Origin of the sequence: Amycolatopsis methanolica 239 (assembly GCF_000739085.1) — a bacterium.
GTDB lineage: Bacteria > Actinomycetota > Actinomycetes > Mycobacteriales > Pseudonocardiaceae > Amycolatopsis_E > Amycolatopsis_E methanolica.
Window position 1 is genome coordinate 2,320,657 of record NZ_CP009110.1, and the last position, 26,256, is coordinate 2,346,912.

The following is a 26,256-nucleotide window of genomic DNA, read 5'->3' on the forward strand; positions in this document are numbered from 1 at the left end:
TGACCTCCGGATCAACCCTTGCCAACAAGATAGATGCGCAGCTTCCCGGTCGTGCCGGGACCCACGGCGCAGCGCACCCGCAGCCACTGGCCGAACCCGCTCACCGCCCAGGTGATCAGGCCGGGGGCGTCGATGCGGTGCTCGACGTCGTCCAGCGGGCACCAGTGCAGGCCGTCGGGGGAGATCTCGGTGCGGAAGTCCAGCGGGCCGTCCAGGTCGAGGGCCTGCACGAAGAACCGGGCCTCGGCGGCCCACGGCAGCTCGTAGGGTTCGGTCGCGAAGTCCTCGCGCACCACGGTGTTGCGTTCCAGGACAGCCGTCGTCGTCGAGCGCATGTCGTGCCTCACCAATCCACCGAGATCAGGACCGAGTCCAGGAACAGGAAGTTGCGGACGCCGCAGTGGGTGCGGACCGAGAAGTAGAAGTTGAGCAGGTTGTCCAGCGTGCCGTAGCGGTCCGGGTACGGCGGCACGGGCACGTCCCGCATGTCCATCACGCGGTCGTTGAGCTGGAGCTCCACATTGGACCGGGTGCTGGTGTCGATGTCCCAGCGCAGGTAGTGCCAGTTGATCTTGGTGGGCACCTCGTTGACGCACATCTCCAGCGGCTCGCCGAAGGTGCGCCAGTCGTCGGGGTCCGGCGCGGTGAAGTCGGCGGCGTAGGGGAGGGCGAACTTGCCCTCCTGGTGGTCGCGCGGCGTCGGCTCCGGCACCACCGGGTACATCCAGCGGTTGGTCATCTCGCCGTCGAGGTTGGTGTTCTGGTAGCGGATGACGTTGTGGTAGCGCAAGCCGCCGTCCGAGCAGATGTCGGTGGCCACGGTGAACGCGCCGAACTGCGACTCCGACGGGTGCCGGTTGCCGTCCCACGGCACCGACGCGGGCGCCTCGTGCCCGACGGTCGCCTCCGCCTTGAACGCGAAGTGGGTCTCGATGCGGACCCGGCCGCGGCCCGCCATCGTCAGACGGCGGATGCCGGTCGCGGTGTGGCCGGGGTAGGGGCGGGTCGCGAGCTTGAGCGCGTAGTTGCCGCTCAGCGTGCCGTGCGTGCCGACGTCGAAGAACGTGCACGAGGACAGCTGCGGCGGGCGGAAGTCGCGCATGTGGTCGTCCACGGTGTCCAGGTCGCCGCGGCCGTCGTAGTTGCCGAGCAGCTCGGTCCAGCCGTGCGTGGTGGAGTCGAACCGGTCGAAGCACAGCACGCGGGACAGCGGGTTGTACTTCGACAGGGCCGTCTCATTAACGTTCATGTAAGTCAAAGCGGTTCCTTGTCTCTTGACCGCAGGGAAAGCGAACTCGTAGCCTGTCGCCACCATGAACGTTAATGTAGACGTTCGTCAGACGCAACGAAGGGTCTGCGATGAGACTCCGGATCAGCCGGGCCACGGTTGGCTCGACCGTGGGCACGGCACTCGAGTGGTACGACTTCTCCCTCTACGGCACGGCCGCCGCACTCGTGCTGCCGCAGGTGTTCTTCCCCTCCGGTGATCCGGTCGTCGCGACCCTGTCGTCGCTGGCCACGTTCGCCGTCGGGTTCTTCGCCCGCCCGGTCGGCGGCGTGATCATCGGCATCCTCGGTGACCGCGTCGGACGCCGCACGATGCTGTTCGTGACCCTGATGGTGATGGCCGTGGCGTCCACGCTGATCGGCGTGCTGCCCAGCTACGCCACCGCCGGCGTGTTCGCGCCGGTGGCGCTGGTGCTGCTGCGGGTCGTGCAGGGGCTCGGCGCCGGCGGTGAATACGCGGGCGCGATGCTGCTGTCCGCCGAGCACGCCGAAACCAGGGCGCGCGGCATCAACGCCAGCGCGCCGACGCTGGGCAACGCGGTCGGCTCGCTGGTCGCGACCGGCGTGTTCTTCCTGACCTCAGCGGTGATGTCCGATGCGGCCTTCACCGGCTGGGGCTGGCGCATCCCGTTCCTGCTCAGCTGCCTGGTCGGCGTCGCCGGGGTGATCGTGCGGCTCAAGGTCCCGGACAGCCCGGAGTTCGAACGCGCCAAGGAAGAAGGGCGCGCCACGCGGGCGCCGCTGCGGACGCTGTTCGCCACCTCCGGCCGCAAGATCCTGCCCGGCATGCTGATCTCCGTCGCGCCCAACGTGATCAGCTACCTGCCCTCGGTCTACGCGCTGAGCTACCTGACCAAGGAGGTCGGCGCCGCGGCGTGGGTCGGGCTGCTCGGCATCGTCATCGCCAACGCGCTCAAGGTGGTCACCGTGCCCACCGCCGGCTGGCTGTGCGACCGCTTCGGGCGGCGGCCGGTGATGATGACCGGCGCGACCGCGGCGGCGCTGCTGTTCTACCCGTTCTTCTTCCTGCTCGACACCGGCACGCCGGTGGTGATCTGGGCGGCGCTGGTCCTGCTCTACACGCTGTGCAACGACCTCACGCTGGCCTCGCAGGCGACGATGATGTTCGAGCTGTTCCCGGTCGGCTACCGCTACACCGGCGTCACGTTCACCCGCGAGATCGCGGGCGCCGTCGTCGGCGGGTGCATCCCGTTCGTGGCGGCCGCGCTGACGTCCGCGTCCGGCGGGCAGACCTGGCCGATCGCGCTGGTGTGCGGGTTGTTGTGCCTGCTGTCGGTGCTGGGCGCGCGGTTCATCGCCGAGCCGGAGCACCTGCGCCGCCGCGACGGCGCGCGGGTGGCGGCCCCGGCGGGAGGGTGACGCCCGGCACGCGGCCACGTACCATGGCGCCAACCCGACCGGACGTTCGGTTATTCGAGGCGAGGAGGCCGAGGTGGGCGCGTTCCCGATGACGTTGGACGCCGGCGCCGCGACGAGCCTGGAGTCCTGGCGCGACGTGCTGGCCAGCGCGTTCGTGCCGCTGGACGTCGTCTCGGTCGGCAACCGGTTCCACGGGCGGGTGCACGCCCGGCCGATGGCCGACCTGCAGGTCTCCGTCGTCAGCTCGACCCGCCAGGTCACGCGGCGCACGCGCGGCCTGATCCGGCGCCGGGCGGGCGACCTGTACAAGGTGGGGTTGCAGCTGCGCGGGCACGGCGTCGTCCAGCAGGACGGCCGCACCGCGCGGCTGGCGCCCGGCGATCTGACCGTGTACGACACGAACCGGCCGTACGAGCTGGTTTTCGACGACGACTTCGAGATGCTGGTGCTGCTCGTGCCGCGGCGACGGCTGAAGCCGCGGGCGCCGCGGGTGGACGACCTGACGGCGGTGACGATCCCGGGTTCGGCCGGCAGTGGCGCGCTGACGTCGGCGTTGCTGCGCGGGCTCGACCCGCGGGTGGCGCGGCCCGGCCCGGAGGCGGGTTTCCTGTCCGACGCGGCGGTCGACATGCTGGCCGCGTGTTTCGCCGCGCAGGCCGAGCCGCCCGCGGACACGGTGGTCACGGCGGCGCAGAGGTACATCGACGAGCACCTGTCCGACCCGGCGCTGTCCCCGTCCGAGGTGGCCGCCGCGGTGCACGTTTCGCTGCGCCAGCTGCAGAAACTGTTCGAACGCCGCGGCGCGACGATCACCGGCTGGATCAGGGACCGCAGGCTGGACCGGTGCTGGCACGACCTGGCCGACCCAGCACTGGCGACCCGCCCGGTCGCGGCGATCGCGGCGTCGTGGGGCCTGGTCGACGCGGCGCAGTTCAGCCGCACCTTCCGGGCCCGGTACGGCCGCACCCCACGCGAGCACCGGGCACAGCTGGTGGCGGGCTAGCGCGCGCCGGTGTTCGTGCAGCGGGTCCGGCTAGCACCGGACAGGGATCTGGGCCGCTACCCGTTCACCCTGCCCGCGGTGGCGCACCTGGCCCGATCCGGCGGTCTGCCGCTGGCGCCCGGGGTGACCTTCCTGGTCGGCGAGAACGGTAGCGGCAAATCGACCCTGGTGGAGGCGCTGGCCGTCGCCGCGGGTTTCAACCCCGAGGGCGGCAGCCGGAACTTCAACTTCGCGACGCGCGCCAGCGAGTCGGTCCTGGGCGATCACCTCGTCCTGACCTGGGGCCCGGCCAAGCCGCGCACCGGGTTCTTCCTGCGGGCGGAGTCCTACTACAACGTGGCCTCCGAGATCGAGCGTCTCGACCGCGACGAGGGATCACCGCCCCTGCTGCCCGCGTACGGGGGCGTCTCGCCGCACGAACGCTCGCACGGGGAGTCCTTCCTGGACCTGGTGACGCACCGGTTCGGACCCAACGGGCTGTACCTGCTGGACGAGCCGGAGGCGGCGCTGTCGGTGCGCGGGTGCATGGCCGTGCTGGCGCGGCTGGACGAACTCGCCCGGCAGGGAAGCCAGATCGTGGTGGCCACGCACTCGCCGATCCTGCTCGCACTGCCCGGCGCCACGATCTACGAGATCGACGACAGCGGCGAAATCGCGCACGTCGAATACGACGACGCGCTGCCGGTGCGCCTGACGCGCGACTTCCTCGCCGCGCCGCAGCGGTACCTGCGGCACTTGCTCGCCGAGGGGTGAGGTTTGGACGCCTTCCTCGCCGCGCCGCGGCGGTCAGGGGTTAGGGAGTGCAGTGCCAGCGCGGTTGGCGGGCTCGCACAGCGGTGCCTCCTAGCCGCCCGCCCGCCCGCTCGGTGAGCTCGGCCCGCGCCGCAGCGGCACCTGCTCCCGGCACCTGATCCGGTGCGCGTACGCACAAGAGCCGTGCGCGCAGACGCAAGACCGGCGCCACGTGGCGGAGCATCCTCGGGGCAGACGGCCCGCCCGGGTCGTGGTCGACGCCGATCGCCGAGGAGCACCGCCCGTGACCACCACCGAGACCTTCCCCAGCCAGCTCTTCCTAGCCGGCCAGTGGCGCGACGGCACCGGGGGCACGTTCGCCGACCTCAACCCGGCCACCGAGGAGAAGCTGGTCGACGTCGCCGCCGCCTCCGCGCAGGACGTGGACGCCGCGGTCAAGGCCGCCCGCGCCCAGCTGTCCGGCGAGTGGGCCGCCCTGCCCGGCTCCCAGCGCGGCCTCATCCTCAACCGCGTCGCCGACCTGATCGACCGCGACGCCGACCTGCTCGCCCGCCTCGAAGCGCTCGACATCGGCAAGCCGGTCGGCCAGCCGACCGTCCTCGACATGCCCAACGCCGCCCGCACGTTCCGGCACTTCGCCGGCTGGACCGACAAGATCACCGGCCAGGTCATCCCCACCGACGGCTACCTCGGCCGCCCCACCCACTCCTACACGCGCCGCGAGCCGGTCGGCGTCATCGCCGCCATCATCCCGTGGAACACGCCGCTGATGATCACCGCGTGGAAGCTCGCCCCCGCCCTGGCCGCGGGCAACACCGTCGTGGTCAAGCCGCCGGAGGACGCGCCGCTGTCGATCCTGCACCTGGCGAAGCTCCTCAAGGAGGCCGGCCTGCCCGACGGGGTGGTCAGCGTGCTGCCCGGCCTCGGCGAGGTCACCGGCCAGGCGCTCGTCGACCACCCGGACGTCGACAAGATCAGCTTCACCGGCAGCCCCGAGGTCGGCCGCCACGTCGGCGTCGCCGCGGCCCAGTCGTTCAAGCGCATCACCCTGGAACTGGGCGGCAAGTCGCCGCAGATCATCCTCGCCGACGCCGACCTCGAGGCGGCCATCGGCGGCACCGCGATGGGCCTGTTCTTCAACCAGGGCCAGGTCTGCGCCGCGGGCACCCGCGTGCTCGTGCACCGCTCGCTGTACTCCGACGTGGTGGACGCCCTCGCCGGCGCCGCGCGGCAGCAGGTCCTCGGCGACCCGCTCGACCCGGCCACCACCATGGGCGCGCTGGTCAACAAGAAGCAGCAGGACCGCGTGCTCGGCTACATCGAGAAGGGCCGCGCCGAGGGCGCCCGGCTCGTCGCCGGCGGCGCCCGCCCCGAGCGGCCCGGCTACTTCGTGCAGCCGACCATCTTCGCCGACGTGGACAACGACATGACGATCGCGCGCGAGGAGATCTTCGGCCCGGTCGGCTCGGTGATCCCGTTCGACGACCCGGCCGACGCCGTCCGGATCGCCAACGACACCACCTACGGCCTCGCCGCCACCATCTGGACCCGGGACGTCACCGTCGCGCACACCCTCGCCGCGCAGGTCCGCGCCGGCGCGGTCGGCGTGAACGGCTGGGCCCCGATCGACGCGGCCCTGCCGTGGGGCGGGATGAAGGCCAGCGGCGTCGGCCGCGAGCTCGGCTGGAGCGGGATCCTCGCCAACACCGAGGAAAAGGTCGTCACCGTCGTCCTGTAAGGACGCTCGCTTGAGGAGGAGCAGCATGCCCATCACCACCAAGGTGTCCCTGGTCCGCCAGGCCCCCGGCACCTACGAAACCGCCACCGTGGAGCTGGACGACCCGCGCCAGGGTGAGGTCACGGTCAAGCTGGCCGCGTCCGGCCTGTGCCACTCCGACGACCACGTGGCCACCGGTGACGTGCCCGTCGCGGTGTACCCGTACGTCGGCGGCCACGAGGGCGCCGGTGTCGTCACCGCGGTCGGCCCGAACACGCCCGGCTACGAGGTCGGCGACCACGTCGTGTTCTCGTTCCTGCCCGCGTGCGGAAAATGCGAGTTCTGCGCGCAGGGGCTGTCCAACCTGTGCGACCTGGGCGCGTCGCTGCTCACCGGGGCGCGCGCGGACGACCCCACGAGCTTCCGGATGACCGAGAACGGCAACCCGGTCGGGCAGCAGTGCGGCATCTCGACGTTCGCCGAGTACACCACCGCGTCGGTGGACTCCGTGGTCAAGATCGGCAAGGACATCCCGCTGAAGGCGGCCGCGCTCGTCGGGTGCGGCGTGCCGACCGGCTGGGGTTCGGCGGTCAACTCGGCGAACATCAAGCCCGGCGCGGTCGTGATCGTCATGGGCATCGGCGGCATCGGCGCGAACGCGCTGCAGGGCGCGGCGCACGCCGGCGCGAAGACGATCATCGCCGTGGACCCGGTGCAGTTCAAACGGGACAAGGCGAAGGTGTTCGGCGCGACCCACGCGTTCGCCACGATCGAGGAGGCGGCCGACTTCGCGCGGTCGCTGACCAACGGGCAGGGCGCGGACGCCACGATCGTGACGATCGGTGTCGTGCGGGGCGATCACGTCGGCCAGGCGCTGGCGTCGATCCGCAAGGCCGGGACGGTCGTGCTGACCGGCCTCGGCAACATCACCGAGGCCGGTGCGCCGATCGCGCTGGGCGACCTGACGCTCATGCAGAAGCGGCTGCAGGGCTCGCTGTTCGGCGAGTCCAACCCGCGCCGCGACATCCCCAACCTGCTGCGCATGTACCAGGCGGGCCAGCTCAAGCTCGAGGAGCTGATCACGCGCGAGTACACACTCGACGAGGTCGCCCAGGCGTACGACGACATGCACGCGGGCCGCAACATCCGCGGCCTGGTGGTGTTCGACTGAGACGGGCGGACGGCCCGGCGCCCGACGGGGGCGCCGGGCCGTCCGTGTTCAGCGGCATTCGCGGCGGGCCGAGGACCGGGTGGAGATCGCGTCTTCCGCGTCATGGACGACGGCGGCGCCGGTCAGCCGTTGACCTCGGCGATCAGCTTCGCCAGGGTGTCCGCCGTCAGCGGGCTGCCCGGGAAGGCGGACATCCGGCTCAGCGGCAGGCTGCCCACGAACGACATCGTCGACGGGTCGGCTGCCAGCCGCCCGATCGGCCCGCCGCCCGCGGCCGCGGCGAAGGCCTGTCCCAGCAGTTCCGCGCCGCGCGGGTCGGCGAACCATTCGGCCACTGTGGACTCCCCGGTCAGCGGCACCCCGCACGTCGTCGCCGGCCACCTCGGCCACCGCGGTCGTGTGCAGGTGGCGTGAGGACGAGCCCACCGCGCAGTGGTACTCGCCGCCCTCCACGATCCACCGGTTCACGCGGGTGTCCCAGTAGGCCAGGTCCTCGCGGGCGATGCGCAGCACCACCTCGGCCGTCTCGCCCGCCGCGATCGCGACGTTCGCAAACGCTTTCAGCTCGCGCGGAGCCCGCCGCACCGCCGAACCGGGCACGCTCAAATACACCTGCACGACCTCACGCCCGTCCCGCCGCCCGGTGTTGGTCACCGGGACCCGGATCTCGATGCCGGAGTCCGTGACGGTCGCCTCCGCGGCGCCGTACTCGAACGTCGTGTACGACAACCCGAACCCGAACGGGTAGGCCACATCCTGCTCGCGCGCGTCGAAGCCGCGGTAGCCGACGTGCAGGCCCTCCCCGTAGCGCGCGCGCCCGTCCTCGCCGGGGAAGTCCAGGTAGGACGGGTGGTCGGCGAGCCGCGCCGGATCGTCTCGGGCAGCTGTCCCGACGGGTTGGTCCGTCCGAAGAGGACGTCGGCGAGCGCGCTGCCCCCGGCCTGCTCGAGCAGCCAGCCCTCCACGATGGCAGGCACCGCCGCCTCCCACGGGCGCGTCAGCACGACAGCGCCGTTGGACAGCACCACGACGGTGCGCGGGTTCGCCGCCGCGACCCGCTCGACCAGTTCGCGGTGCGCGGGCGGCAGTTCGACGCTGTCCCGGTCGGCGCCCTCGGTCTCGTGCTCGCTGCCGACGAAGACCAGCGCGACCTCGCTCTCCGCGGCGAGCGCCACCGCCTCGTCGATGTCGTCGTAACCGGACCCGAAACGCACCTCGGCTGATTCGGAGAGCGCGGTGCGGGCGTCGTCCAGCCGCGTCGGGGTGATGTGCGAGCTGCCGCCGCCCTGGTAGCGCGGGGTGCGGGCGAACTCGCCGATCACCGCCAGCGACTGGCTCTCCGACAGCGGCAGCAGGCCGCCCTCGTTCTTGAGCAGCACGACGGCCCGCGCGGCGATCTCGCGGGCGCGGGCGTGGTGGGCGTCCGCGTCGAACTTGCCAGGCTCGCGCTCCGTGGCGCGCTCCGTGGCGCGCTCGACCAGCGCCCGGACCCGGTCGGCGGCCGCCCGCAGCGCGGCGGGATCGAGCCGCCCGTCCGCGACCGCCTCGGCCAGCGCCCGGTCTCCGGTGTCGTCGGGGCCGGGCATGGTCAGGTCCAGTCCCGCGGCGACGGCGGCGACCCGGTCCGCGACCGCGCCCCAGTCCGACACCAGGCCCTCGAACCCCCACTCCTCACGCAGGACTTCGGTGAGCAGCCAGCGGTTCTGGCTCGCGTAGACGCCGTTGAGCCGGTTGTACGAGCACATCACGGTCCACGGCCGCGCCTGGGTCACCACGCGCTGGAACGCGCGCAGGTACATCTCCCGCAGCGTGCGCTCGTCGATGTCGGCGCTGATCCGCATGCGGTCGGTTTCCTGGCTGTTGACCGCGAAGTGCTTCAGCGACGCGCCGACCCCGCGGCTCTGCCGGGCCGCGCGCCCACTCGGTCGCCAGCACGCCGGTCAGCAGCGGGTCCTCGGAGAAGTACTGGAAGTTACGGCCGCCCAGCGGGGTGCGCTTGAGGTTGATGCCGGGTCCGAGCAACACGGCGACGTCCATCGCGCGGCACTCGTCGCCCAGTGCCTCGCCCATGCGGCGCAGCAGGTCCGGGGAGCCCGGCCGCCGGGGTGGTGTGCCAGAAGTCCTTGCCGCTGGTGAGGGCCGCCTGCTCGGCGACGGCAGATCCTCGACGTGGCGACGCGCCTGATCGGGGAGGGCGGGTTCTGGGCGCTGTCCATGCAAGACGTGGCCGACGCCTGCGGGCTGACTGTGCCCGGGCTGCTGCACCACGTCGGGTCCAAGGACGGGTTGGTGCTGGCCGTGCTCGACCACCGGGACGCCGAAGACTTCCGGTCGCTGGCGGAGCAGCTGGGGCTGGGCGCGGACGCGACGGGCTGGCCGCGGGACATCTCGCTGGCCGAGGCGTGCGAGGCGCTGGTGCGGCGCAACGCCACGCAACCGGAGATCGTGCGGCTGTTCTCGGTGCTGCAGGCGGAATCGCTGGCGCCGGGCCACCCCGCGGCGGCCTGCTTCGCGGCGCGGCAGGAGCGGGTGCTGGCGGAGTTCACGGCCATGGTGTCCGGCCGCGTGCCCGACCCGGCGTCGCTGGCGCGCCAGGTGGTGGCGGCGATGGACGGGCTGCAGATCCAGTGGCTCCGCGACCCGGAGGGCACGGACCTGGTGGCGGAGTGGCAAGCGGCGGCGGCGCGCTTGTTCGCCGGGCTGTGACTGGCCGGCAGAGCAGGATGATCCCGAGCGTGAGCACGGCGTACGCCACGGCCGGCCACAGGTGAACCACGGGCCCTTCGCCGGCGGCGGGAGTCAAGCGTCCTTCTCGTCCAGGGTGACGTCGCCCGCGGCCCAGTGGCTGCCGGGCACCTCCGTGACGATCACGCGCACCGACTCCTTCGGCGCGTCCAGCGCCGACACCGTCGCCTCGGTCAGGGCGGTGATCAGCGCGCGGATCCGCGCCGGGTCACGGCCTTCGCGCACGCTGACCTGGATCAACGGCATCACAGCCTCCTCGGGTGCCGGGGTCCGGGCTCCATCATCGCGGACCCCGGCGCGGGAGGTCAGGAGAGCCGTACCGGTTCGGCCGGCGTTTCCGCCGTCGCGCGGGCCGCGGTTTCCCGCTCGGCCCGGCCCCACGTCTCGCGCGTCAGCAGCGCCGACACCAGGCCCAGCGCGGAGTAGGCGAGGAACAGCAGCGCCGGGCCGAGCCAGCTCAGCCACAGGAACAGCAGCGTCGTCACGAACGGTGTGCCCCCCGAGATCATCGCCGAGATCTGGTACGCCAGCGACGCCCCCGAGGAGCGCGTCTTGGCCTGGAACAGCTCGGGGAACCAGGCGCCCTGCGCGCCGGCGAGCGCGTTCTGGCACACCGCGTACGACACGAGAACGGTGACCACGATCGCGATCAGCGACGCCGTGTTGACCAGCAGGAACATCGGGATCGCCCACAGCGCGCCGAACAGCGTCACCCACAGGTAGACCGGGCGCCGTCCGATGCGGTCGGTCAGCCCGCCCCACGCGATCGTCGCGCCGATGCCGACCGCCGACGCGATGCACAGCGCCATGATCGTCTCGCCGCTGGTCGCCAGCTCCTCGGACTTCAGGTACGAGATCATGTAGGTGATGGCCACCGCGTAGCCCGCGGTCTCGGCGATCCGCAGGCCGATGCCGCGCAGCACGTTGCGCCAGTCCTCGCGCAGCACCTGCACGATCGGCGCCTTCACGATGTCGCCGCTGTCGCGCACGTCCTCGAACACCGGCGACTCCGGCACCTTGGCGCGCACGACGAGCCCGACGATGACCAGGATCAGGCTGGCCAGGAACGGCACCCGCCACGCCCAGTCGCCGGACAGGTTCACCGACACCAGGAACACCAGGTTCGCCAGGAGCAGCCCGATCGGGAAGCCGGCCTGCACGATGCCGGTGAACGCGCCCTTGCGGCGCCACGGCGCGTGCTCGTAGGTCATCAGGATCGCGCCGCCCCACTCGGCGCCGTAGGCGACGCCCTGGATGATCCGCACGGTCACCAGCAGCGCCGGGGCCAGCACGCCGGCCGTCTCGTACGTCGGTAGCAGGCCGATCGCGAACGTGGCCAGTCCCATCACGATCAGCGACGCGACCAGCACCGGCTTGCGGCCGATCTTGTCGCCGAGGTGGCCGCCGATGATGCCGCCGATCGGTCGCGCGCCGAACCCGACACCGAGCGTGGCGAACGCCGACAGCGTGCCGATGACGGGTGAGGCGTTGGGGAAGAACGCGTGTCCGAAGTAGAGCGCCGCGGCGGTGCCGAAGCCGATGAAGTCGTAGCTCTCGATCACGGCCCCCGCGGTGGAGCCCCACGCGACGCGGCGCGCATCGGGCGTGCCGTGCACCGGGCCGCGCATGGTGAGCGCTTCGCTGCGCATTGTCGATTGCCTTCCTGTCAGGGGCCACCACGACCGTACGCCGCAGTGCCCTCCTGTTAACAATGCAGGACATCGTGCGTTGCTCTTCAGGTGATGTCAACAGTATGTTTCGCGCTCTACCTGGCTGTCTATGGCAAATTCTGCGGAAACCTTGTCTGTTGACACTTCTCTGTTAACATTGCCGACCATGGAACGAACCGGATGGCCGGGCTGTTCGACGATCAGCTTCCGGCACCTGCCACTGGCGGTGGCGCTGGCGGTCATCGCGGAGTGCGGCTTCGGCGAAACCGACCTCGGCGCGTTGCCGGGGGTGTGCGACCACGTGCCGTACGACCTCACCGACGACGCGGTGCGCGCCGTCGCCGCCGAGGTGGCGGCCTCCGGTCTGCGGGTCCGTTCGGTCAACGGCGACATCGGTGACCTGAACCGTCCGCACGACGAGGACGAGCGGGCGGCCCACCTGCGCCGCCTGCTCGACCTCACCGCGGCCTGCGGGGCCGACGCGCTCGTGCTGCCCTGCGGCGCCCAGTCCCACGAGCCAGTGGCGACGCTGGACGAAGACCTCGACCTGGTCGCTGTGCAGCTGCACCGAGCCGCCGAGGCCGCCGCGCGGCACGGCGTCGCCATCTGGGTCGAGGCCCCGCACTACCACCGCCTGTGCTGGAACACCGAGCTGGCCGCCCGGCTGGCCGACCGGCTCGACCCCGCGGTGGGCCTGGTGCTCGACACCAGTCACATCGTCGCCTCCGGCGGCGACCCCGCGGCCTACGCCGAGAGGTTCGCCGGGCGCGTCGCCCACGTGCACCTGCGCGACGCCACCCCGGGCCACATCAACCACAGCATCGGCAACGGGGTGGTCGACTTCGCGGCCACCTTCGTCGCGTTGCGTGCCACCGGCTACCAGGGCGCCAGCTCGCTGGAACTGGAGACCCGGGATGTCACCGACGACGAACGGCCGGCCGCCGCGGTGAAGGCCGCGGCCTACATCGCCGGCCTGTGAACCCACGGAAGGAGAACACCGAAATGCCTGACACGCAGCGCACCGCCGTGATCACCGGGGCGGGCGCGCCCCGCGGGATCGGCAAGGCCACCGCCGCCCGACTCGCCCGCGACGGCTGGGCCGTGGCCGTGCTCGACCTGAACGAGCCCGCCGCCAAGGAGGCCGCCGACGAGATCGCCGCCGGTACCGGCGCGCCGGTGTTCGCGCACGGCGTCGACGTGGCCGACGAGCCGTCCGTGCTCGCCGCCTACCGGGCCGTGCGCGCCGAGGTCGACGCCGGGCGGCTGCCGACGGTCGGCGTGGTCGTCAACATCGCCGGCATCACCTCCCCGGTGCCGTTCCTGGAGACCACGCTCGAACTGTGGAACAAGGTGATGGCGGTCAACGCGACCGGCACCTACCTGGTCACCAAGGCGTTCCTGCCGGACCTGATCAAGGCAGGCTGGGGCCGGATCGTGAACATGTCCTCGGTGTCGGCGCAGCAGGGCGGCGGCGTGTTCGGCCGCACCCCGTACAGCTCGGCGAAGGCCGCGATCCTCGGCTTCACCAAGGCGCTGGCCCGCGAGCTGGGCGACGCCGGGGTCACCGTCAACGCGGTCGCCCCGGGCGCGGTGGACACCGACATCCGCGTCGGCACCACCGAGGAGCTCGAGGCCGCGATCGTCAAGAGCATCCCCATCGGCCGCCAGGCCACCGTCGCCGACGTGGCCGGGGTGATCGCGTGGCTCACCAGTGAGGACGCCGGTTACCTGCAGGGCACGACCATCGACATCAACGGTGGCTCGTTCCTCCACTGAGGACGGGAAGCGCGATGACCTACCTCAGCAACGATCCGGCGACCTTCGCCGAGGACGCGCTCGCCGGGTTCTGCGAGCTGCACGCGGACACCGTGCGGCGCGTCCCCGGCGGGGCGGTCCGCCGCAGCCGGCCGTCGCGGCCCAAGGTGGCCGTGCTGCCCGGCGGCGGATCCGGCCACTACCCGGCCTTCTACGGCGTCATCGGGCCCGGCCTGGCCGACGGCGCGGTGAGCGGCAACCTGTTCACCTCGCCGTCCGCGCAGGACGCGGTGTCGGTGGCGCGGGCGGCGCACTCCGGCGCGGGCGTCGTGTTCAGCTACGGCAACTACGCCGGTGACGTGATGAACTTCGGCCTGGCCACCGAACGCCTGCGGGCGCAGGGGATCCGGGCGGAGAACGTCGTGGTCACCGACGACATCGCCAGCGCGGAGCGGCCCGCCGAGCGCCGCGGCATCGCCGGGGACTTCACCGTCTTCAAGGTGATGGGCGCGGCCGCCGAGGAAGGCATGGACCTCGACGAGGTCGTGCGCGTCGGCCGCAAGGCCAACGACGCGACCCGCACGATCGGCGCCGCCTTCGCCGGCTGCACGTTCCCCGGCGCGGACGCCCCGCTGTTCACCGTGCCGGACGGGCACATGGGCCTGGGGCTCGGCATCCACGGCGAACCCGGCCTGCGCGATGTGCCGCGGACGGCCGCGCGGGAACTCGCCGCGGACTTCGTGCGGCGCGTCCTGGCGGAGAAGCCGGCCGGGGCGGGGGACCGGATCGCGGTCCTGCTCAACGGGCTCGGCTCGGTCAAGCACGAGGAGCTGTTCGTGCTGTGGGCCGACGTGAGCCGTCTGCTGCGCGAATCCGGCCACACGCTGGTGCTGCCCGAGGTCGGCGAGCTCGTGACCAGCCTCGACATGGCCGGGGTGTCCCTGACCGTGACCTGGCTGGACGACGAGCTGGAACGGCTGTGGACCGCACCCGCGTGGACCCCCGCGTTCCGCCGCGGCGCCATCGCGGCGGACTCCGGCGAGGAGGCCGTCGCGGAGGTGACCGATGACGCCCCGCGGTTCGCCGAGGCCTCCGCGGAGTCCCGGCAGGTGGCCGGGGCGGTGCTCGACGGGCTGCGTGCGGTGCGGAAAGCGTTGCGGGAAGCCGAATCCGAGCTGGGCGCGATCGACGCGGTGGCCGGTGACGGCGACCACGGCCGCGGCATGGTCCGCGGCATCGACGCCGCCGTCACCGCCGCGGAAGCGGCCTGGCACCAGGGCGCGGGGGCGGGCGACGTGCTCGCCGCCGCCGGTGACGAGTGGGCCGCGCGCGCCGGTGGCACGTCCGGGGTCCTGTGGGGCGCCGGGCTGCGCGCGGCGGGCGAGGTCATCGGGGACGGCGTGATCGACGCGGTCGCCGCCGTGGACGCGTTCGCCGAGCGCGTGATGTCCCTCGGCGGCGCCGAGCCCGGCGACAAGACCCTGGTCGACGCGCTGGTGCCGTTCCGCGAGCGGCTGGCGTCCGGCACCTGGGCGCAGGCCGCGGCCGCCGCCGAAGACGCCGCCCGCGTCACCGCTGATCTGGTGCCGCGCAAGGGGCGGGCCCGCCCGCTCGCCGAGCGCAGCGTCGGCACCCCGGACCCGGGAGCCGTGTCGCTGGCCCTGATCGCCCGCGCCGTCTCCGAGTACCTGCGAGAAGGGACGCGATGAACTACCGCATCGTGGTCGGCTGCGACGACGCCGGCCTGGACTACAAGGAACAACTCGCCGCCGACCTGCGGGCCGACCCGCGGGTGGCCGAGGTGGTCGACCTCGGCGTGCACCGCGGCGCCGACGACGTGCACCGGCCCTACCCGGAGATCGGGCTCGCCGCGGGCGAGGCGATCCGCGACGGCAAGGCCGACCGGGCGGTGCTGGTGTGCGGCACCGGCATCGGGATGGCGCTGTCGGCGAACAAGGTGCCCGGCGTGCGGGCCACCACCGCGCACGACTCGTTCTCGGTCGAACGCTCGATCCTGTCCAACAACTGCCAGGTGCTCACGCTCGGGCAGCGGGTGGTCGGGCTGGAGCTGGCACGGCGGCTCGTGGCAGAGTGGCTGGGATACACCTTCGACGAGCGGTCCGCCAGCGCGGCGAAGGTATCGTTGATCAGCGAGTACGAGCGGTGCTGACGACCAGCCCGGGGAGGGCGCGCGTGGTGAAGGAGCCGAACCGCAACCTGCGGCAGATGGCTGTCGACACGCTGCGCCAGGCCATCACGACCGGCGAGTTCCCGCCGGGCAGCCACCTCGGCGAGGTGCAGGTCTCCGAGCAGCTCGGCATCAGCCGCGGCACCCTCCGCGAGGCCCTCCGGCAGCTCCAGCAGGAGGGGCTCGTCGAATACGGCGAGCGCGGCCGCGTCACGGTCCGGCTGATCAGCGAGAAGGACATCATCAACACCTTCACCGTCCGGGCGGCGCTGGAGGCGCTGGCCGGCGAGACGCTGGCGGCGAGCTACTACCGCGAGGAGCACTGCCGCCGCCTGCGGGCCGCGGTCGACCGGATGGCGCGCGCCACCCGGGTGTCGCTGGAGGCCCAGATCGAGGCCGACCTCGCCTTCCACGAGCTGCTGGTCGAGCTGACCGACAACGACGCGCTGGTGCGCTCGTGGAAGCTCCTCGAAGGCCCGATCCGCATGTGCATCATGTACCGCGGCCTGGAACGCGCCCTGTCCAACATGAGCCCGGGCCGCCACCTGGAGATCGTCACGGCGATCGAGTCCGGTGACCCGGTCAAGACGCAGAGCGTGATCTCCGAGCACATGGTCGCCACCGCGCAGGCCCTGCTGTTCGGCACCGTGCGCACCCGCCCGCGCATCGAGATCACCGGCGAGAACTGACTCTTCCTCCCGGGCGTGTTCCCGCCCGGATCACGAAAGCGACGCAATCCATGACTGCATCGATCGCGCCGTCGGCCACCCGTGCCGACCGCGTCGCCGCGGCGGCCCACCGCATGCGGCACCACATCCTGAACATGGGCGAGGCCCAGGGCCAGGGCTACGTCGGGCAGGCGCTCGGCGCCGCCGACCTGCTCGCCACCGTCTACACCGACCAGCTGCGGCTGCGGCCGGCGGACCCGGAGTGGCCGGAGCGTGACCGGTTCCTGCTGTCCACCGGGCACTACGCCATCGGGCTGTACGCGGCGCTGGCCGAGGCCGGGGTCGTGCCGGTCGAGGAGCTGGAGACCTACGGCTCGGACGACTCGCGCCTACCGATGTCGGGCATGGCGACCTACACGCCGGGCATGGAGATCTCCGGCGGTTCGCTGGGCCACGGGCTGACCGTCGCCGTCGGCATGGCGCTCGGCCTGCGGCTGCGGGGCTCCGCGTCGCGGGTGTTCAACTTCCTCTCCGACGGCGAGCTCGACGAGGGCTCCACGTGGGAGGCCGCGATGGGCGCCGCGCACCACTGGCTCGGGCTGCTCACCGCGATGGTCGACATCAACGCGCTGCAGGCCGACGGCTCCACCGCCGGCGTGCTGCGCACCGAGCCGGTCGTGGACAAGTGGGCGGCCGCGGGCTGGTTCGTCCGCCGCGTGGACGGCAACGACATCCCCGCCCTGCTCGCCGCGTTCGACGAGATCGCCGAGCGGGCGCGGCCGGACGGGCAGCCGTCGGTGCTGCTGTGCGACACCCGCATCGGCCGGAGCGTGCCGCTGCTGGAGACCAGGGAGAAGGCGCACTTCATGCGCATCGACGAGCACGAGTGGGACATCTGCCGCGGGCAGCTGGACGAAGGAGCGCGGGCGTGACCACCACCAAGCGGCTGACCACGTCGGCGATGATCGCGTCGTTCGCCGACCCCGCCCAGAAGACGACGAGCGCGCCGTTCGGGCACGCGCTGGCCGCGCTCGCCGAGCAGGACACCCGGGTCGTCGGGCTGACCGCCGACCTCGGCAAATACACCGACATGCACGTCTTCGCGCAGGCCCACCCGGACCGGTTCTTCCAGATGGGCATGGCCGAGCAGCTGCTGCTCGGCGCCGCGGCGGGCATGGCCGAGGTCGGGCTGGTGCCGTTCGCGTCCACCTACTCGGTGTTCGCGGCGCGGCGTGCGTACGACTTCCTGTGCCTGGACATCGCCGAGCCGAACCTCAACGTCAACGTGGTCGGCGGCCTGCCCGGTCTGACCACCGGATACGGGCCGAGCCACCAGGCCACCGAGGACATCGCGATCTTCCGCGGCATGCCGAACCTGACGATCGTGGACCCGTGCGACTCGGTCGACATCGAGCAGGCCGTGCCGCAGCTGGCCGCGTGCGAGGGCCCGACGTACCTGCGGCTGCTGCGCGGCAAGGTGCCGACGGTGCTGGACGAGTACGACTACTCCTTCCAGCTCGGCAAGGCGAAGGTGCTGCGCGGCGGCAACGACGTCGTGTTCGTCTCCAGTGGACTGATGACGATGCGCGCGCTGCAGGCGGCGGAGAAGCTGGCCGCGCACAAGGTCGACGTGGCCGTCGTGCACACGCCGACGATCAAGCCGTTCGACTCGGCGACCGTGCTGCGGGAGATCGCCGGCGACCGGCTCGCGGTGACGCTGGAGAACCACACGGTGGTCGGCGGACTGTTCGAAACGGTGGCCTCCGCCGCGGCGCGGGCCGGGGTGTCCGGCCGCATCGTGCCGGTCGCACTGCCGGACGAGTTCCTGGCCGCCGGAGCGCTGCCCACGCTGCACGACCGGTACGGGCTGGCCACGGACCGCGTGGTGGAGCGGGTGCTCGCCGAGCTGGGCTGAGGCCACCTCCGTTGAACGCCGTGCGCTACCCCCGGACGGGGGTAGCGCCACCGCGCGGGAGTCGACGTGCCCAGGTCACGCGGGTACCGTGGGGCGACCGACGATGGTGTGGTGCGAGGAGGACGGACGCCGATGTCTGACGCCCGCTCGGTGCTGCATGTCGAATTGGAGGGCGCCGCCCGCGTGGCGGGTCTGCCCGTCGTGTTCGGCGGCGAGGTGGTCGACGGCCGGCTGCGGCTGTCCGGCTTCGTCGGGACACGCACGACCTCGCTGCACAACCTGGACGTCCTGCCCGGCGCCGGCCTCGGCGGCCGCGTGCTGATGCAGGGCCGGCCGATTGCCGTCAGCGACTACGGCAGCGCCCGCACCATCACCCACGACTACGACCGCCCGGTGCTCGCCGAGGGCCTGGCGTCGATCATCGCCGTGCCCGTCCGGGCCGGCGGTCGCTGCCGCGCCGTGCTGTACGGCGCGGTGCGGCGGCCGGTGACGTTCGGCGACCGCGTCCGCGACGCCTTGATGGAGTCCGGCAAGCGCCTGGCGCGTGAGCTGAGCGAGCGCGACGAGCTGACCGCCCGCCTCGACTCGCTGTCCCCCGGGGCCACCCGCGAGGAGCTGCGCTCGGTGCACTCCGAGCTGCGGGCCATCGCCGGTGCGCTGCCGGATCCCGAGGCGCGCCGCCGGCTCTACGCGGCCGCGCAACGGCTCGTCGACCTCGGCGAGGGCAAACCCGTGCAGTGCCCGCGGGTGCGTCTGTCCGCCCGGGAGACCGACGTGCTCGCCCAGGTCGCCCTCGGCTTCACCAACGGCGAGGTCGCGCAACGGCTGTCCCTGTCGCGGGAGACCGTGAAGGCCTACCTCGGTTCGGTCATGCGCAAGCTGGACGCCCACACCCGCCACGAAGCCGTCGTCAAGGCGCGCCGGCTGATGCTGCTGCCCTGAGGCCGGTGGCGCCGCGCGGCGCCACCGGCCCCCGGCTCAGGCCACGGTCGCTTCGCTGGCCTGCCCGGCCGTCATCGCGGTGCCGCGGGTCTCCTTCAGCGCCAGCGTGGACACCAGCGAGATCAGCCCCGTCACCGCGAGCATCACGCCGACCGCGATGCTGCCGAAGCTCGCGGTCAGACCGGGCGCCACCAGCGGCGGGATCGCGCCGCCCAGGACACCCGCCAGGTTGTAGCTCAGGCCCGCGCCGGTGTAGCGGAAGCGGGTCTGGAACAGCTCCGGCAGGTACGAGCCGGCCGGCCCGTACGCCACCGCGAAGATCATCAGCGTGACCAGGACGCCGACCGCGAACGCGACCGGGCTGCCGGTGTCCAGCAACGGGAACAGCGCCAGCGACCACACCACGCCGAGCGCGGACGAGTAGACGATGACCCGCCGCCGTCCGAGCCGGTCCGACAGCACCCCGGCGACCACGATGACGATCCCGAACGCGACCGCGGCCGCGATGCCGATGCCCAGCACCACCGGCCGTGTCAGCCCCGCCCCGGTCTTGCTCGTGCCGTAGCTGGTCAGGTACGTGGTCCCCATGTAGAAGAACGCGAACAGCATCGTCAGGGAACCGGCCGACAGCAGGATCTCCCGCGGCTGCTTGCGCAGCGCCTCGAAGAACGGCAGCCGCTTCGGGCGGTCCAGGCCGGCGGTGCCGCCCGCGGCGACGAACGCCGGGGTCTCGGCGATGCTCATCCGCACGTAGAAACCGACGGCCACGAGCAGGATGCTCACCAGGAACGGCACCCGCCAGCCGTAGTCCAGGAACGCGGCGTCAGCGTCACCCATCACAAGGTTCGTCACCAGGAACGTGCCGCTGGACAACGCGAACGCGATCGCGGGGCCCAGCTGCGGGAACACCGCGTACAGGCCGCGCTTGGCCGGTGGCGCGTACTCCGCGGTCAGCAGCGTCGCCCCGGCCCACTCGCCGCCGACCGCGAGCCCCTGCGCGAACCGCAGCACGACCAGGATGATCGGCGCGGCCACCCCGATCGTCGCCGCGCCGGGCAGCAGTCCGATGAGGACGGTGGCGATGCCCATCAGCAGCAGCGTGGAGATCAGGGTGCGCTTGCGGCCGATCCGGTCGCCGAAGTGTCCGAAGAGGATCGCGCCGACCGGCCGGGCGACGAACGCGACGGCGAACGTGGCGAACGCGGCCACGGTCCCGGCCGTCGCGCCCAGCGCGGGGAAGAACACCTTCGGGAACACCAGCGCGGCCGCGGTGCCGTAGATGAAGAAGTCGTAGTACTCGATGGTCGTCCCGGCGCAGCTGGCCACGGCCACCTTGCGCATCGGGACCGCCGGGGTCTGGCTCGACACGGGTTCTCCTCGTCGTTGAGGGATCACTGGCCAGGAATCGTCCGGTATGGACAAAACGGGCGCTACCCCCATCCGTGGGTATCGCCCCGGCGGCGGCCGAATGCATGATGTCGGGCAGCCCGAGCGAAAGGACACGAAGCGGTGAACGCGACCGATGCCTACCGTGCGAGCAGGGACCAGCTGGTGGCGCTGCGGGAGGACCACGCCCGCGCCGTGGCCGAGTTCCACTGGCCCGAGCTGGGGGAGCGGTTCAACTGGGCGGTGGACTGGTTCGACGCGATCGCACGCGACAACGACCGGCCCGCGCTGGTGATCGCCGAGGAGGACGGCACCACCACGCAGCGGTCCTTCGCGGAGATGTCCCGAGCCTCGGACCGGCTGGCCGGGTGGCTGCGCGAGCGGGGCGTGCGCCGCGGCGTTCCGGTGCTGCTGATGCTCGGCAACCAGGTCGAGCTGTGGGAGTCGATGCTGGCGATCATGAAGCTGGGCGCGGTGATCCTGCCGACCACCAGCGCCGTCGGACCGGCCGACCTGACCGACCGGATCACCCGCAGCGGCGCCGAGTTCGTCATCTGCAACGCCGCCGACACCGGCAAGTTCGCCGACGTGCCCGGCGGCTACACCCGAATCAGCGTGGGCGCCGCGGACGGGTGGGCCGACCTGCGCGAGGCCGCGGACGCGCCGCACGTCCCGGTCGGGCACCCGGGCACCGCGCCCGGCGACCCGCTGCTGCTGTACTTCACCTCGGGCACCACGTCCCGGCCGAAGCTGGTCGAGCACACCCAGGTGTCCTACCCGGTCGGGCATCTGTCCACGATGTACTTCCTCGGGCTGCGGCCGGGCGACGTGCACCTCAACATCTCCTCGCCGGGCTGGGCCAAGCACGCGTGGTCGTGCTTCTTCGCGCCGTGGATCGCGGAGGCGACGATCTTCGTCTACAACTACCGCCGCTTCGACGCCGCCGCCCTGCTGGAGCAGCTGCGCAAGCGCGAGGTCTCCTCATTCTGCGCCCCGCCCACGGTGTGGCGCATGCTGATCAACGCCGACCTCGGTGAGCGGCCGTCCGCGCTGCGCGAGGTCATCGGAGCGGGCGAACCACTCAACCCGGAGGTGATCGAGCAAGTCCGGCGAGCGTGGGGGCTGACGATCCGGGACGGCTTCGGGCAGACCGAGACGACCGCGCAGGTCGGCAACACGCCGGGCTCGGCGGTCAAGGCCGGGTCGATGGGCCGCGCCCTGCCCGGGGTGCCGGTCGTGCTGGTCGACCCGGCGAGCGGGCAGCCGCTGACCGGCCCCGGCGAGGGCGAGATCTGCCTGGACCTGTCCCGCTCGCCGGTGAACCTGATGACCGGCTACCGCGGCGACCCCGAGCGCAACACCGAGGCGATGGCGGGCGGCTACTACCACACCGGCGACGTGGCGACGATCGACGCCGAGGGCTACATCACCTACATCGGCCGCACCGACGACGTGTTCAAGGCCAGCGACTACAAGATCAGCCCGTTCGAACTGGAGTCGGTCCTGATCGAGCACCCGGCGGTGGCCGAGGCGGCGGTCGTGCCCGCGCCGGACCCGGTGCGGCTGGCGGTGCCCAAGGCCTACGTCGCGCTCGCGCCCGGCCACGAGCCGACCAAGGAGACCGCGCTGTCGATCCTGCGGCACGCTCGCGAGAACCTCGCGCCGTGGCAGCGGGTGCGGCGGCTCGAATTCTTCGAGCTGCCCAAGACGATCTCCGGCAAGATCCGGCGCGTCGAGCTGCGGTCCCGCGAGGACGAGCTGGGCACCGGCAGCCCCGCGGAGTGGCGCGACGACCAGTTCCCGGACCTGCGCGGCTGAGCGGACCCTCCCGAGCGCAGTAGGTTGGAGGTGAGCAACCAGTGTGAGGGAGGACGAACGTGGGTCTGAAAGTCGGCTACAAGGCCTCGGCGGAGCAGTTCGGTCCGCGGGATCTGGTCGAGTATGCCGTGCGGGCCGAGGAGCTGGGCCTGGACTCGGTGATGGTGTCCGACCACTTCCTGCCGTGGCGGCACGAGGGCGGGCATGCGCCGTTCGCGTTGTCGTGGATGTCGGCGGTGGCGGAGCGGACGAACCGGGTGCAGATCGGGACGAGCGTGCTGACCCCGACGTTCCGGTACAACCCGGCGGTGATCGCGCAGGCGTTCGCGACGATGTCGCTGCTGTCGGGCGGGCGGGTCATCCTCGGTGTGGGCACGGGTGAGGCGCTCAACGAGATCGCGGTGTCCGGCCGGGAGTGGCCGGAGTTCAAGGAGCGGTTCGCGCGGTTGCGTGAGGCGATCAAGCTGATGCGCGAGCTGTGGACCAGCGACAACGTGTCGTTCGAGGGCGAGTACTACACGCTGGTCAACGCCAAGATCTACGACCGGCCGGAGCAGCCGGTGCCGGTGTACGTGGCCGCCGGTGGCCCGGTGGTGGCGAAGTACGCGGGCCGGGCCGGGGACGGCTTCATCTGCACCTCGGGCAAGGGCATGGAGCTCTACAACGACAAGCTGATGCCGGCGGTCGCCGAGGGCGCGGCCGCGGCGGAGCGGGACGTCGCCGGCATCGACAAGATGATCGAGATCAAGATGTCCTACGACCGGGACCACGCCAAGGCTCTGGAGAACACCCGGTTCTGGGCGCCGCTGTCGCTGACCCCGGAGCAGAAGCACAGCGTGTCCTCGGCCGAGGAGATGGAGCGGCTGGCCGACGAGCTGCCGATCGAGCAGATCGCCAAGCGGTGGATCGTGGCGTCGGACCCGGACGAGGCCGTCGCGCAGATCAAGCCGTACCTGGACGCGGGCCTGAACCACCTCGTGTTCCACGGCCCCGGCCACGACCAGGAGCGGTTCCTGACGCAGTTCGCCGAGGACGTCCTGCCGCGGCTGCGCGCACTGGGCTGAACCCGCGCGCCGCTCACGGACCGCGTGTCCGTGAGCGGCGTCATGGTGCGGGCCCCTCGTCGGCGGGAGTAATTTCGGGAATTAGCGAAATGTCGAAGGACGGTGTGGGTGCTCCCTGAGTGCAAGGCCCTGGCGAACGAGACGCGGCTGCGCATTCTGGAGTGGCTCAAGGACCCGGCGACGAGCTTCCCGGCGGCGGACACGGCCGGGCTGGGGGTGTGCGTGGGCCTGATCCAGCAGAAGGCAGGCACGTCCGCGTCGACGGTCTCGGCGCACCTGGCCATCCTGCAGCGCGCCGGGTTCCTGCTGGCCACGCGGCAGGGCCAGTGGACCTACTACCGGCGCGACGAGGACCGCATCCGCGCCTTCACCGAGCGACTGCACCGCGACCTGTGACCCGGAAAAGGTGAGCCGTCATGTCCCCAGTCCTGTCCGTACTGGACCTCGCGCCGATCGCGCCCGGCCAGACCGCGCGCGAGAGCTTCGCGGCCAGCGTGGCGCTCGCGCAGGCCGCCGAGCGCGCCGGTTACCGGCGGGTCTGGTACGCCGAGCACCACAACATGGCCTCCATCGCCTCCAGCGCGACGAGCGTGGTGATCGGGCACGTCGCCGAGCACACGTCGACCATCCGGCTCGGCGCGGGCGGGATCATGCTGCCCAACCACTCGCCGCTGGTGATCGCCGAGCAGTTCGGCACGCTGGAGACCCTGTTCCCCGGGCGCATCGACCTGGGGCTCGGCCGGGCGCCCGGCAGCGACCAGCAGACGATGGTGGCGCTGCGGCGCGACCCGATGTCGGCGGATTCGTTCCCGCAGGACGTGCTGGAGCTGCAGGCGTACCTGAGCGGCAAGGCGGTGCAGGGCGTGCGGTCGGTGCCCCGGGCCGAGGGCGTGGTGCCGCTCTACATCCTGGGCTCGTCGCTGTTCGGGGCGCAGCTGGCCGCGCAGCTCGGGCTGCCGTACGCGTTCGCGTCGCACTTCGCGCCGGACTCGCTGCACCAGGCCGTCTCGCTGTACCGCGAACGGTTCCAGCCGTCCGAGCAGCTGGCCGAGCCGTACGTGATCGCCGGGGCGAACGTGTTCGCGGCGGAGGACCACGACGAGGCCGAGGCCCAGCGGTCGGTGGCGTACCGGGCGCGCACCCGGGCGATGCTGTCGCAGGGCCGCTCGGGTGCGAATTTCACCGACGCGGAAATCGACGCGTTCCTGGCCTCGCCGCGGGGCCGCGGCCTGGCGTCGATGACGCGCTACACCGCGGTCGGCACTCCCGACGAGGTGCGCGCCTACCTGGCCGACTTCGCGACCGAAGCCCAGGCCGACGAGCTGATCCTGGCGCACCACGCGCACGACATCGCGGACCGGGTCCGGTCGGTGGAGCTGACGGCCGACGCCATGGCGGCGGTTGCTGGTTGAGCGTGTCGCGGCGGGGCGGCCGGTGGCGCCGCAGCAGGTGGAAGTCACAACCACCACCGCGCCCACACCGCCCAACCACCCATCACCCGTGTCAACAACCCCCGACGCACTACGCCTAGGAGCTCCGGCCGGGATCTTCGCACCCAGCCCTTGGCGAGCCGCGGTTCCGCCTGGCGCAGCCCGGATTCAGCGTCGCGCCGCACCCGCTCCTGACCTGCGATCCGCCCGCCGTGCGGCCGGGTGATATCGATGGTTGCCAGGAAGGGACACGACCAGGATGAGTGACGGTGCGGCAGGCCAGCTCGCACACCTCGACGAGGTGACCCGTGCACTCGAGGAACTGGCCGGCACGGTCGGGAACACCGACGACTTCGACGTGCTGCTGCGGGTGGTCTGCGAGCAGGTCGTGCGCGTGGTGCCCGGGGCCGACATGGCGTCGATCACGGTGCTCGACGATTCCGGCGCGCGGTCGGCGGCTTCGACCGACGACCGCGCCACGCGGATCGACGCGGCGCAGTACGACGAGGACGACGGCCCGTGCCTGCGCGCGGCGCGCAGCGGGCAGGTGGTCCGGGTCGAGGTCGGCACGGCGCGGGAGTTGTGGCCCGGGTTCTCCGCCGTCGCGGCCGAGCACGGGGTGGCCAGCTACCTGGCTTCGCCGCTGCAGGTGCGCGACCAGGCGATGGGCGCGATCAACCTGTTCGGGTTCGGCGAGCACGGATTCCGCGACGTCGACCAGAAGTACCTGGAGCTGTACGCGACGGTCGTGGACACGGTGCTGCACCTGTCCAGACGCGCGCTGCGCACCCAGGAACAGGTGCGCCAGCTGCGCGCGGCGATGCGCACGCGCGGGGTCATCGAGCAGGCCAAGGGCATTTTGATGGCGGCGAGACGGATCAGCGCCGACGAGGCGTTCAAGCTCCTGGTGGGGCAGTCCCAGCGGGAGAACGTCAAGCTGCACACCATTTCGGCGCGGTTCGTCGCCGAGCACTCCGGGCACGTGGTGGACCCGGACGACAGCCTGCCCAACTGAGGTGTCAGGCCGCCGGCGGCACAGCAGGGGCGATCGTGAAGACCCGGTCCAGCCCGGTCAGCTCGAGCGGGTGCAGCACCGGGCGGCTCGTGCAGACCAGGACCAGCTCCTGACCGGCGGCCTCGCACTCCCGCGAAACCTCGACCAGCAGCGCGAGGCCGCCCGAGTCGAGGAACCCGACGCGCAGGAGGTCGAGCACCAGCGTGGGCGGCGGGGGCACCGGCGCGCCCGCACGGGCCGCCCCCAGCCCCTCCCGCAGGCGGACGACGGTTCCGGCGTCGATTTCACCCGTCACAGTCACGACGAGCGCGTCCGGCCGGTACGTCCACTCCACTTTCAGGTTCGTCAC

Annotated in this window: 27 protein-coding genes and 1 pseudogene; 19 read left to right on the plus strand and 9 right to left on the minus strand. The window is 72.1% G+C overall.

The annotated features are described in order from the left end of the window. Positions 1-11 precede the first annotated feature (11 nt). Both AMETH_RS11105 and AMETH_RS11110 read right to left on the minus strand, forming a co-directional pair. Positions 12-347: a hypothetical protein gene (locus AMETH_RS11105; protein WP_223843117.1), complete on the minus strand. Its 336-nt coding sequence runs from the start codon at positions 345-347 to the stop codon at positions 12-14. After that, a complete protein-coding gene (locus tag AMETH_RS11110; RefSeq protein WP_017981535.1) occupies positions 344-1,249 on the minus strand; it encodes a DUF6772 family protein in 906 nt (301 codons plus the stop codon). The genes AMETH_RS11105 and AMETH_RS11110 overlap by 4 nt, the downstream gene beginning before the upstream one ends. 149 nt (positions 1,250-1,398) lie before the next feature. Between AMETH_RS11110 and AMETH_RS11115 the strand changes: the two genes are divergently transcribed. The 5 genes from AMETH_RS11115 (at position 1,399) to AMETH_RS11135 (ending at position 7,311) form a co-directional block, all read left to right on the plus strand. After that, on the plus strand, positions 1,399-2,667 hold the full coding sequence (locus AMETH_RS11115; protein ID WP_267283426.1) for an MFS transporter: 1,269 nt from the start codon (positions 1,399-1,401) through the stop codon (positions 2,665-2,667). A gap of 88 nt (positions 2,668-2,755) precedes the next feature. Continuing rightward, positions 2,756-3,670 (plus strand): AraC-like ligand-binding domain-containing protein, encoded by a 915-nt coding sequence (locus tag AMETH_RS11120; protein ID WP_026153009.1) that lies wholly within the window; start codon positions 2,756-2,758, stop codon positions 3,668-3,670. 9 nt (positions 3,671-3,679) lie between these two features. Next, entirely contained in the window at positions 3,680-4,423 is a 744-nt protein-coding gene (locus AMETH_RS11125; RefSeq protein WP_017981538.1) for an AAA family ATPase, read from the plus strand. Between the two features lie 283 nt (positions 4,424-4,706). Beyond that, positions 4,707-6,161 carry a phenylacetaldehyde dehydrogenase StyD gene (gene styD / locus AMETH_RS11130; protein ID WP_017981539.1) on the plus strand — a complete coding sequence of 485 codons (1,455 nt, stop codon included), beginning with the start codon at positions 4,707-4,709 and terminating at the stop codon, positions 6,159-6,161. A gap of 25 nt (positions 6,162-6,186) precedes the next feature. Beyond that, on the plus strand, positions 6,187-7,311 hold the full coding sequence (locus AMETH_RS11135) for an NDMA-dependent alcohol dehydrogenase (RefSeq protein ID WP_017981540.1): 1,125 nt from the start codon (positions 6,187-6,189) through the stop codon (positions 7,309-7,311). Positions 7,312-7,433: 122 nt separating this feature from the next. Here AMETH_RS11135 and AMETH_RS39915 read toward each other — a convergent pair whose 3' ends face one another. The 3 genes and pseudogenes from AMETH_RS39915 to AMETH_RS39925 all read right to left on the minus strand — a co-directional run bounded on the left by AMETH_RS39915 (position 7,434) and on the right by AMETH_RS39925 (position 9,191). Further along, positions 7,434-7,670: a hypothetical protein gene (locus tag AMETH_RS39915; protein ID WP_223843305.1), complete on the minus strand. Its 237-nt coding sequence runs from the start codon at positions 7,668-7,670 to the stop codon at positions 7,434-7,436. A gap of 112 nt (positions 7,671-7,782) precedes the next feature. After that, positions 7,783-8,064, minus strand: a pseudogene (locus tag AMETH_RS42020) (fibronectin type III-like domain-contianing protein); the annotation flags it as partial. Beyond that, on the minus strand, positions 7,962-9,191 hold the full coding sequence (locus tag AMETH_RS39925; RefSeq protein WP_223843196.1) for a glycoside hydrolase family 3 protein: 1,230 nt from the start codon (positions 9,189-9,191) through the stop codon (positions 7,962-7,964). The pseudogene AMETH_RS42020 and the gene AMETH_RS39925, both read right to left, overlap by 103 nt. 289 nt (positions 9,192-9,480) lie before the next feature. Here AMETH_RS39925 and AMETH_RS41405 point away from each other — a divergent pair, with 289 nt between their 5' ends. Then, positions 9,481-10,017, plus strand: coding sequence for a TetR/AcrR family transcriptional regulator (locus AMETH_RS41405; protein WP_017981541.1), 537 nt, complete (start codon positions 9,481-9,483; stop codon positions 10,015-10,017). Between the two features lie 93 nt (positions 10,018-10,110). On the opposite strand, the gene AMETH_RS11150 is transcribed toward AMETH_RS41405, so the two are convergent. Both AMETH_RS11150 and AMETH_RS11155 read right to left on the minus strand, forming a co-directional pair. Then, positions 10,111-10,302, minus strand: a complete 192-nt coding sequence (locus AMETH_RS11150) for a tautomerase family protein (protein ID WP_017981542.1) — start codon at positions 10,300-10,302, stop codon at positions 10,111-10,113. Between the two features lie 59 nt (positions 10,303-10,361). Beyond that, positions 10,362-11,705, minus strand: a complete 1,344-nt coding sequence (locus AMETH_RS11155) for an MFS transporter (RefSeq protein ID WP_017981543.1) — start codon at positions 11,703-11,705, stop codon at positions 10,362-10,364. A gap of 187 nt (positions 11,706-11,892) precedes the next feature. On the opposite strand from AMETH_RS11155, the gene AMETH_RS11160 reads away from it, so the two are divergent. From AMETH_RS11160 to AMETH_RS11195, 8 genes are all read left to right on the plus strand, one after another. Further along, on the plus strand, positions 11,893-12,705 hold the full coding sequence (locus tag AMETH_RS11160) for a sugar phosphate isomerase/epimerase family protein (RefSeq protein ID WP_026153010.1): 813 nt from the start codon (positions 11,893-11,895) through the stop codon (positions 12,703-12,705). 23 nt (positions 12,706-12,728) lie between these two features. Continuing rightward, a complete protein-coding gene (locus tag AMETH_RS11165; protein ID WP_017981545.1) occupies positions 12,729-13,502 on the plus strand; it encodes an SDR family NAD(P)-dependent oxidoreductase in 774 nt (257 codons plus the stop codon). 14 nt (positions 13,503-13,516) lie between these two features. Further along, positions 13,517-15,190 (plus strand): dihydroxyacetone kinase family protein, encoded by a 1,674-nt coding sequence (locus AMETH_RS11170; protein WP_017981546.1) that lies wholly within the window; start codon positions 13,517-13,519, stop codon positions 15,188-15,190. Further along, complete coding sequence (locus AMETH_RS11175; protein WP_017981547.1) at positions 15,187-15,651, plus strand: ribose-5-phosphate isomerase; 465 nt, start codon at positions 15,187-15,189, stop codon at positions 15,649-15,651. Before AMETH_RS11170 ends, AMETH_RS11175 begins: the two co-directional genes overlap by 4 nt. A 23-nt stretch (positions 15,652-15,674) precedes the next feature. Then, entirely contained in the window at positions 15,675-16,358 is a 684-nt protein-coding gene (locus tag AMETH_RS11180) for a GntR family transcriptional regulator (RefSeq protein WP_017981548.1), read from the plus strand. 50 nt (positions 16,359-16,408) lie between these two features. Continuing rightward, complete coding sequence (locus tag AMETH_RS11185) at positions 16,409-17,269, plus strand: transketolase (RefSeq protein ID WP_017981549.1); 861 nt, start codon at positions 16,409-16,411, stop codon at positions 17,267-17,269. Next, positions 17,266-18,252: a transketolase family protein gene (locus tag AMETH_RS11190; RefSeq protein WP_017981550.1), complete on the plus strand. Its 987-nt coding sequence runs from the start codon at positions 17,266-17,268 to the stop codon at positions 18,250-18,252. Before AMETH_RS11185 ends, AMETH_RS11190 begins: the two co-directional genes overlap by 4 nt. Positions 18,253-18,384: 132 nt before the next feature. Beyond that, complete coding sequence (locus tag AMETH_RS11195) at positions 18,385-19,194, plus strand: LuxR C-terminal-related transcriptional regulator (RefSeq protein ID WP_017981551.1); 810 nt, start codon at positions 18,385-18,387, stop codon at positions 19,192-19,194. A gap of 36 nt (positions 19,195-19,230) precedes the next feature. Here AMETH_RS11195 and AMETH_RS11200 read toward each other — a convergent pair whose 3' ends face one another. Further along, positions 19,231-20,562, minus strand: coding sequence for an MFS transporter (locus AMETH_RS11200; RefSeq protein ID WP_017981552.1), 1,332 nt, complete (start codon positions 20,560-20,562; stop codon positions 19,231-19,233). A gap of 141 nt (positions 20,563-20,703) precedes the next feature. Here AMETH_RS11200 and AMETH_RS11205 point away from each other — a divergent pair, with 141 nt between their 5' ends. The 5 genes from AMETH_RS11205 (at position 20,704) to AMETH_RS11225 (ending at position 25,907) form a co-directional block, all read left to right on the plus strand. After that, on the plus strand, positions 20,704-22,398 hold the full coding sequence (locus tag AMETH_RS11205; protein ID WP_017981553.1) for an AMP-binding protein: 1,695 nt from the start codon (positions 20,704-20,706) through the stop codon (positions 22,396-22,398). Positions 22,399-22,457: 59 nt separating this feature from the next. Beyond that, positions 22,458-23,462, plus strand: coding sequence for a glucose-6-phosphate dehydrogenase (coenzyme-F420) (fgd, locus tag AMETH_RS11210; protein WP_017981554.1), 1,005 nt, complete (start codon positions 22,458-22,460; stop codon positions 23,460-23,462). 108 nt (positions 23,463-23,570) lie between these two features. Further along, positions 23,571-23,858, plus strand: coding sequence for an ArsR/SmtB family transcription factor (locus AMETH_RS11215; protein ID WP_156131652.1), 288 nt, complete (start codon positions 23,571-23,573; stop codon positions 23,856-23,858). Between the two features lie 20 nt (positions 23,859-23,878). Continuing rightward, positions 23,879-24,874 (plus strand): LLM class flavin-dependent oxidoreductase, encoded by a 996-nt coding sequence (locus tag AMETH_RS11220; RefSeq protein ID WP_017981556.1) that lies wholly within the window; start codon positions 23,879-23,881, stop codon positions 24,872-24,874. 277 nt (positions 24,875-25,151) lie between these two features. Next, positions 25,152-25,907: a GAF and ANTAR domain-containing protein gene (locus AMETH_RS11225; RefSeq protein ID WP_017981557.1), complete on the plus strand. Its 756-nt coding sequence runs from the start codon at positions 25,152-25,154 to the stop codon at positions 25,905-25,907. 4 nt (positions 25,908-25,911) lie between these two features. On the opposite strand, the gene AMETH_RS11230 is transcribed toward AMETH_RS11225, so the two are convergent. Next, a complete protein-coding gene (locus AMETH_RS11230; RefSeq protein WP_017981558.1) occupies positions 25,912-26,256 on the minus strand; it encodes an STAS domain-containing protein in 345 nt (114 codons plus the stop codon).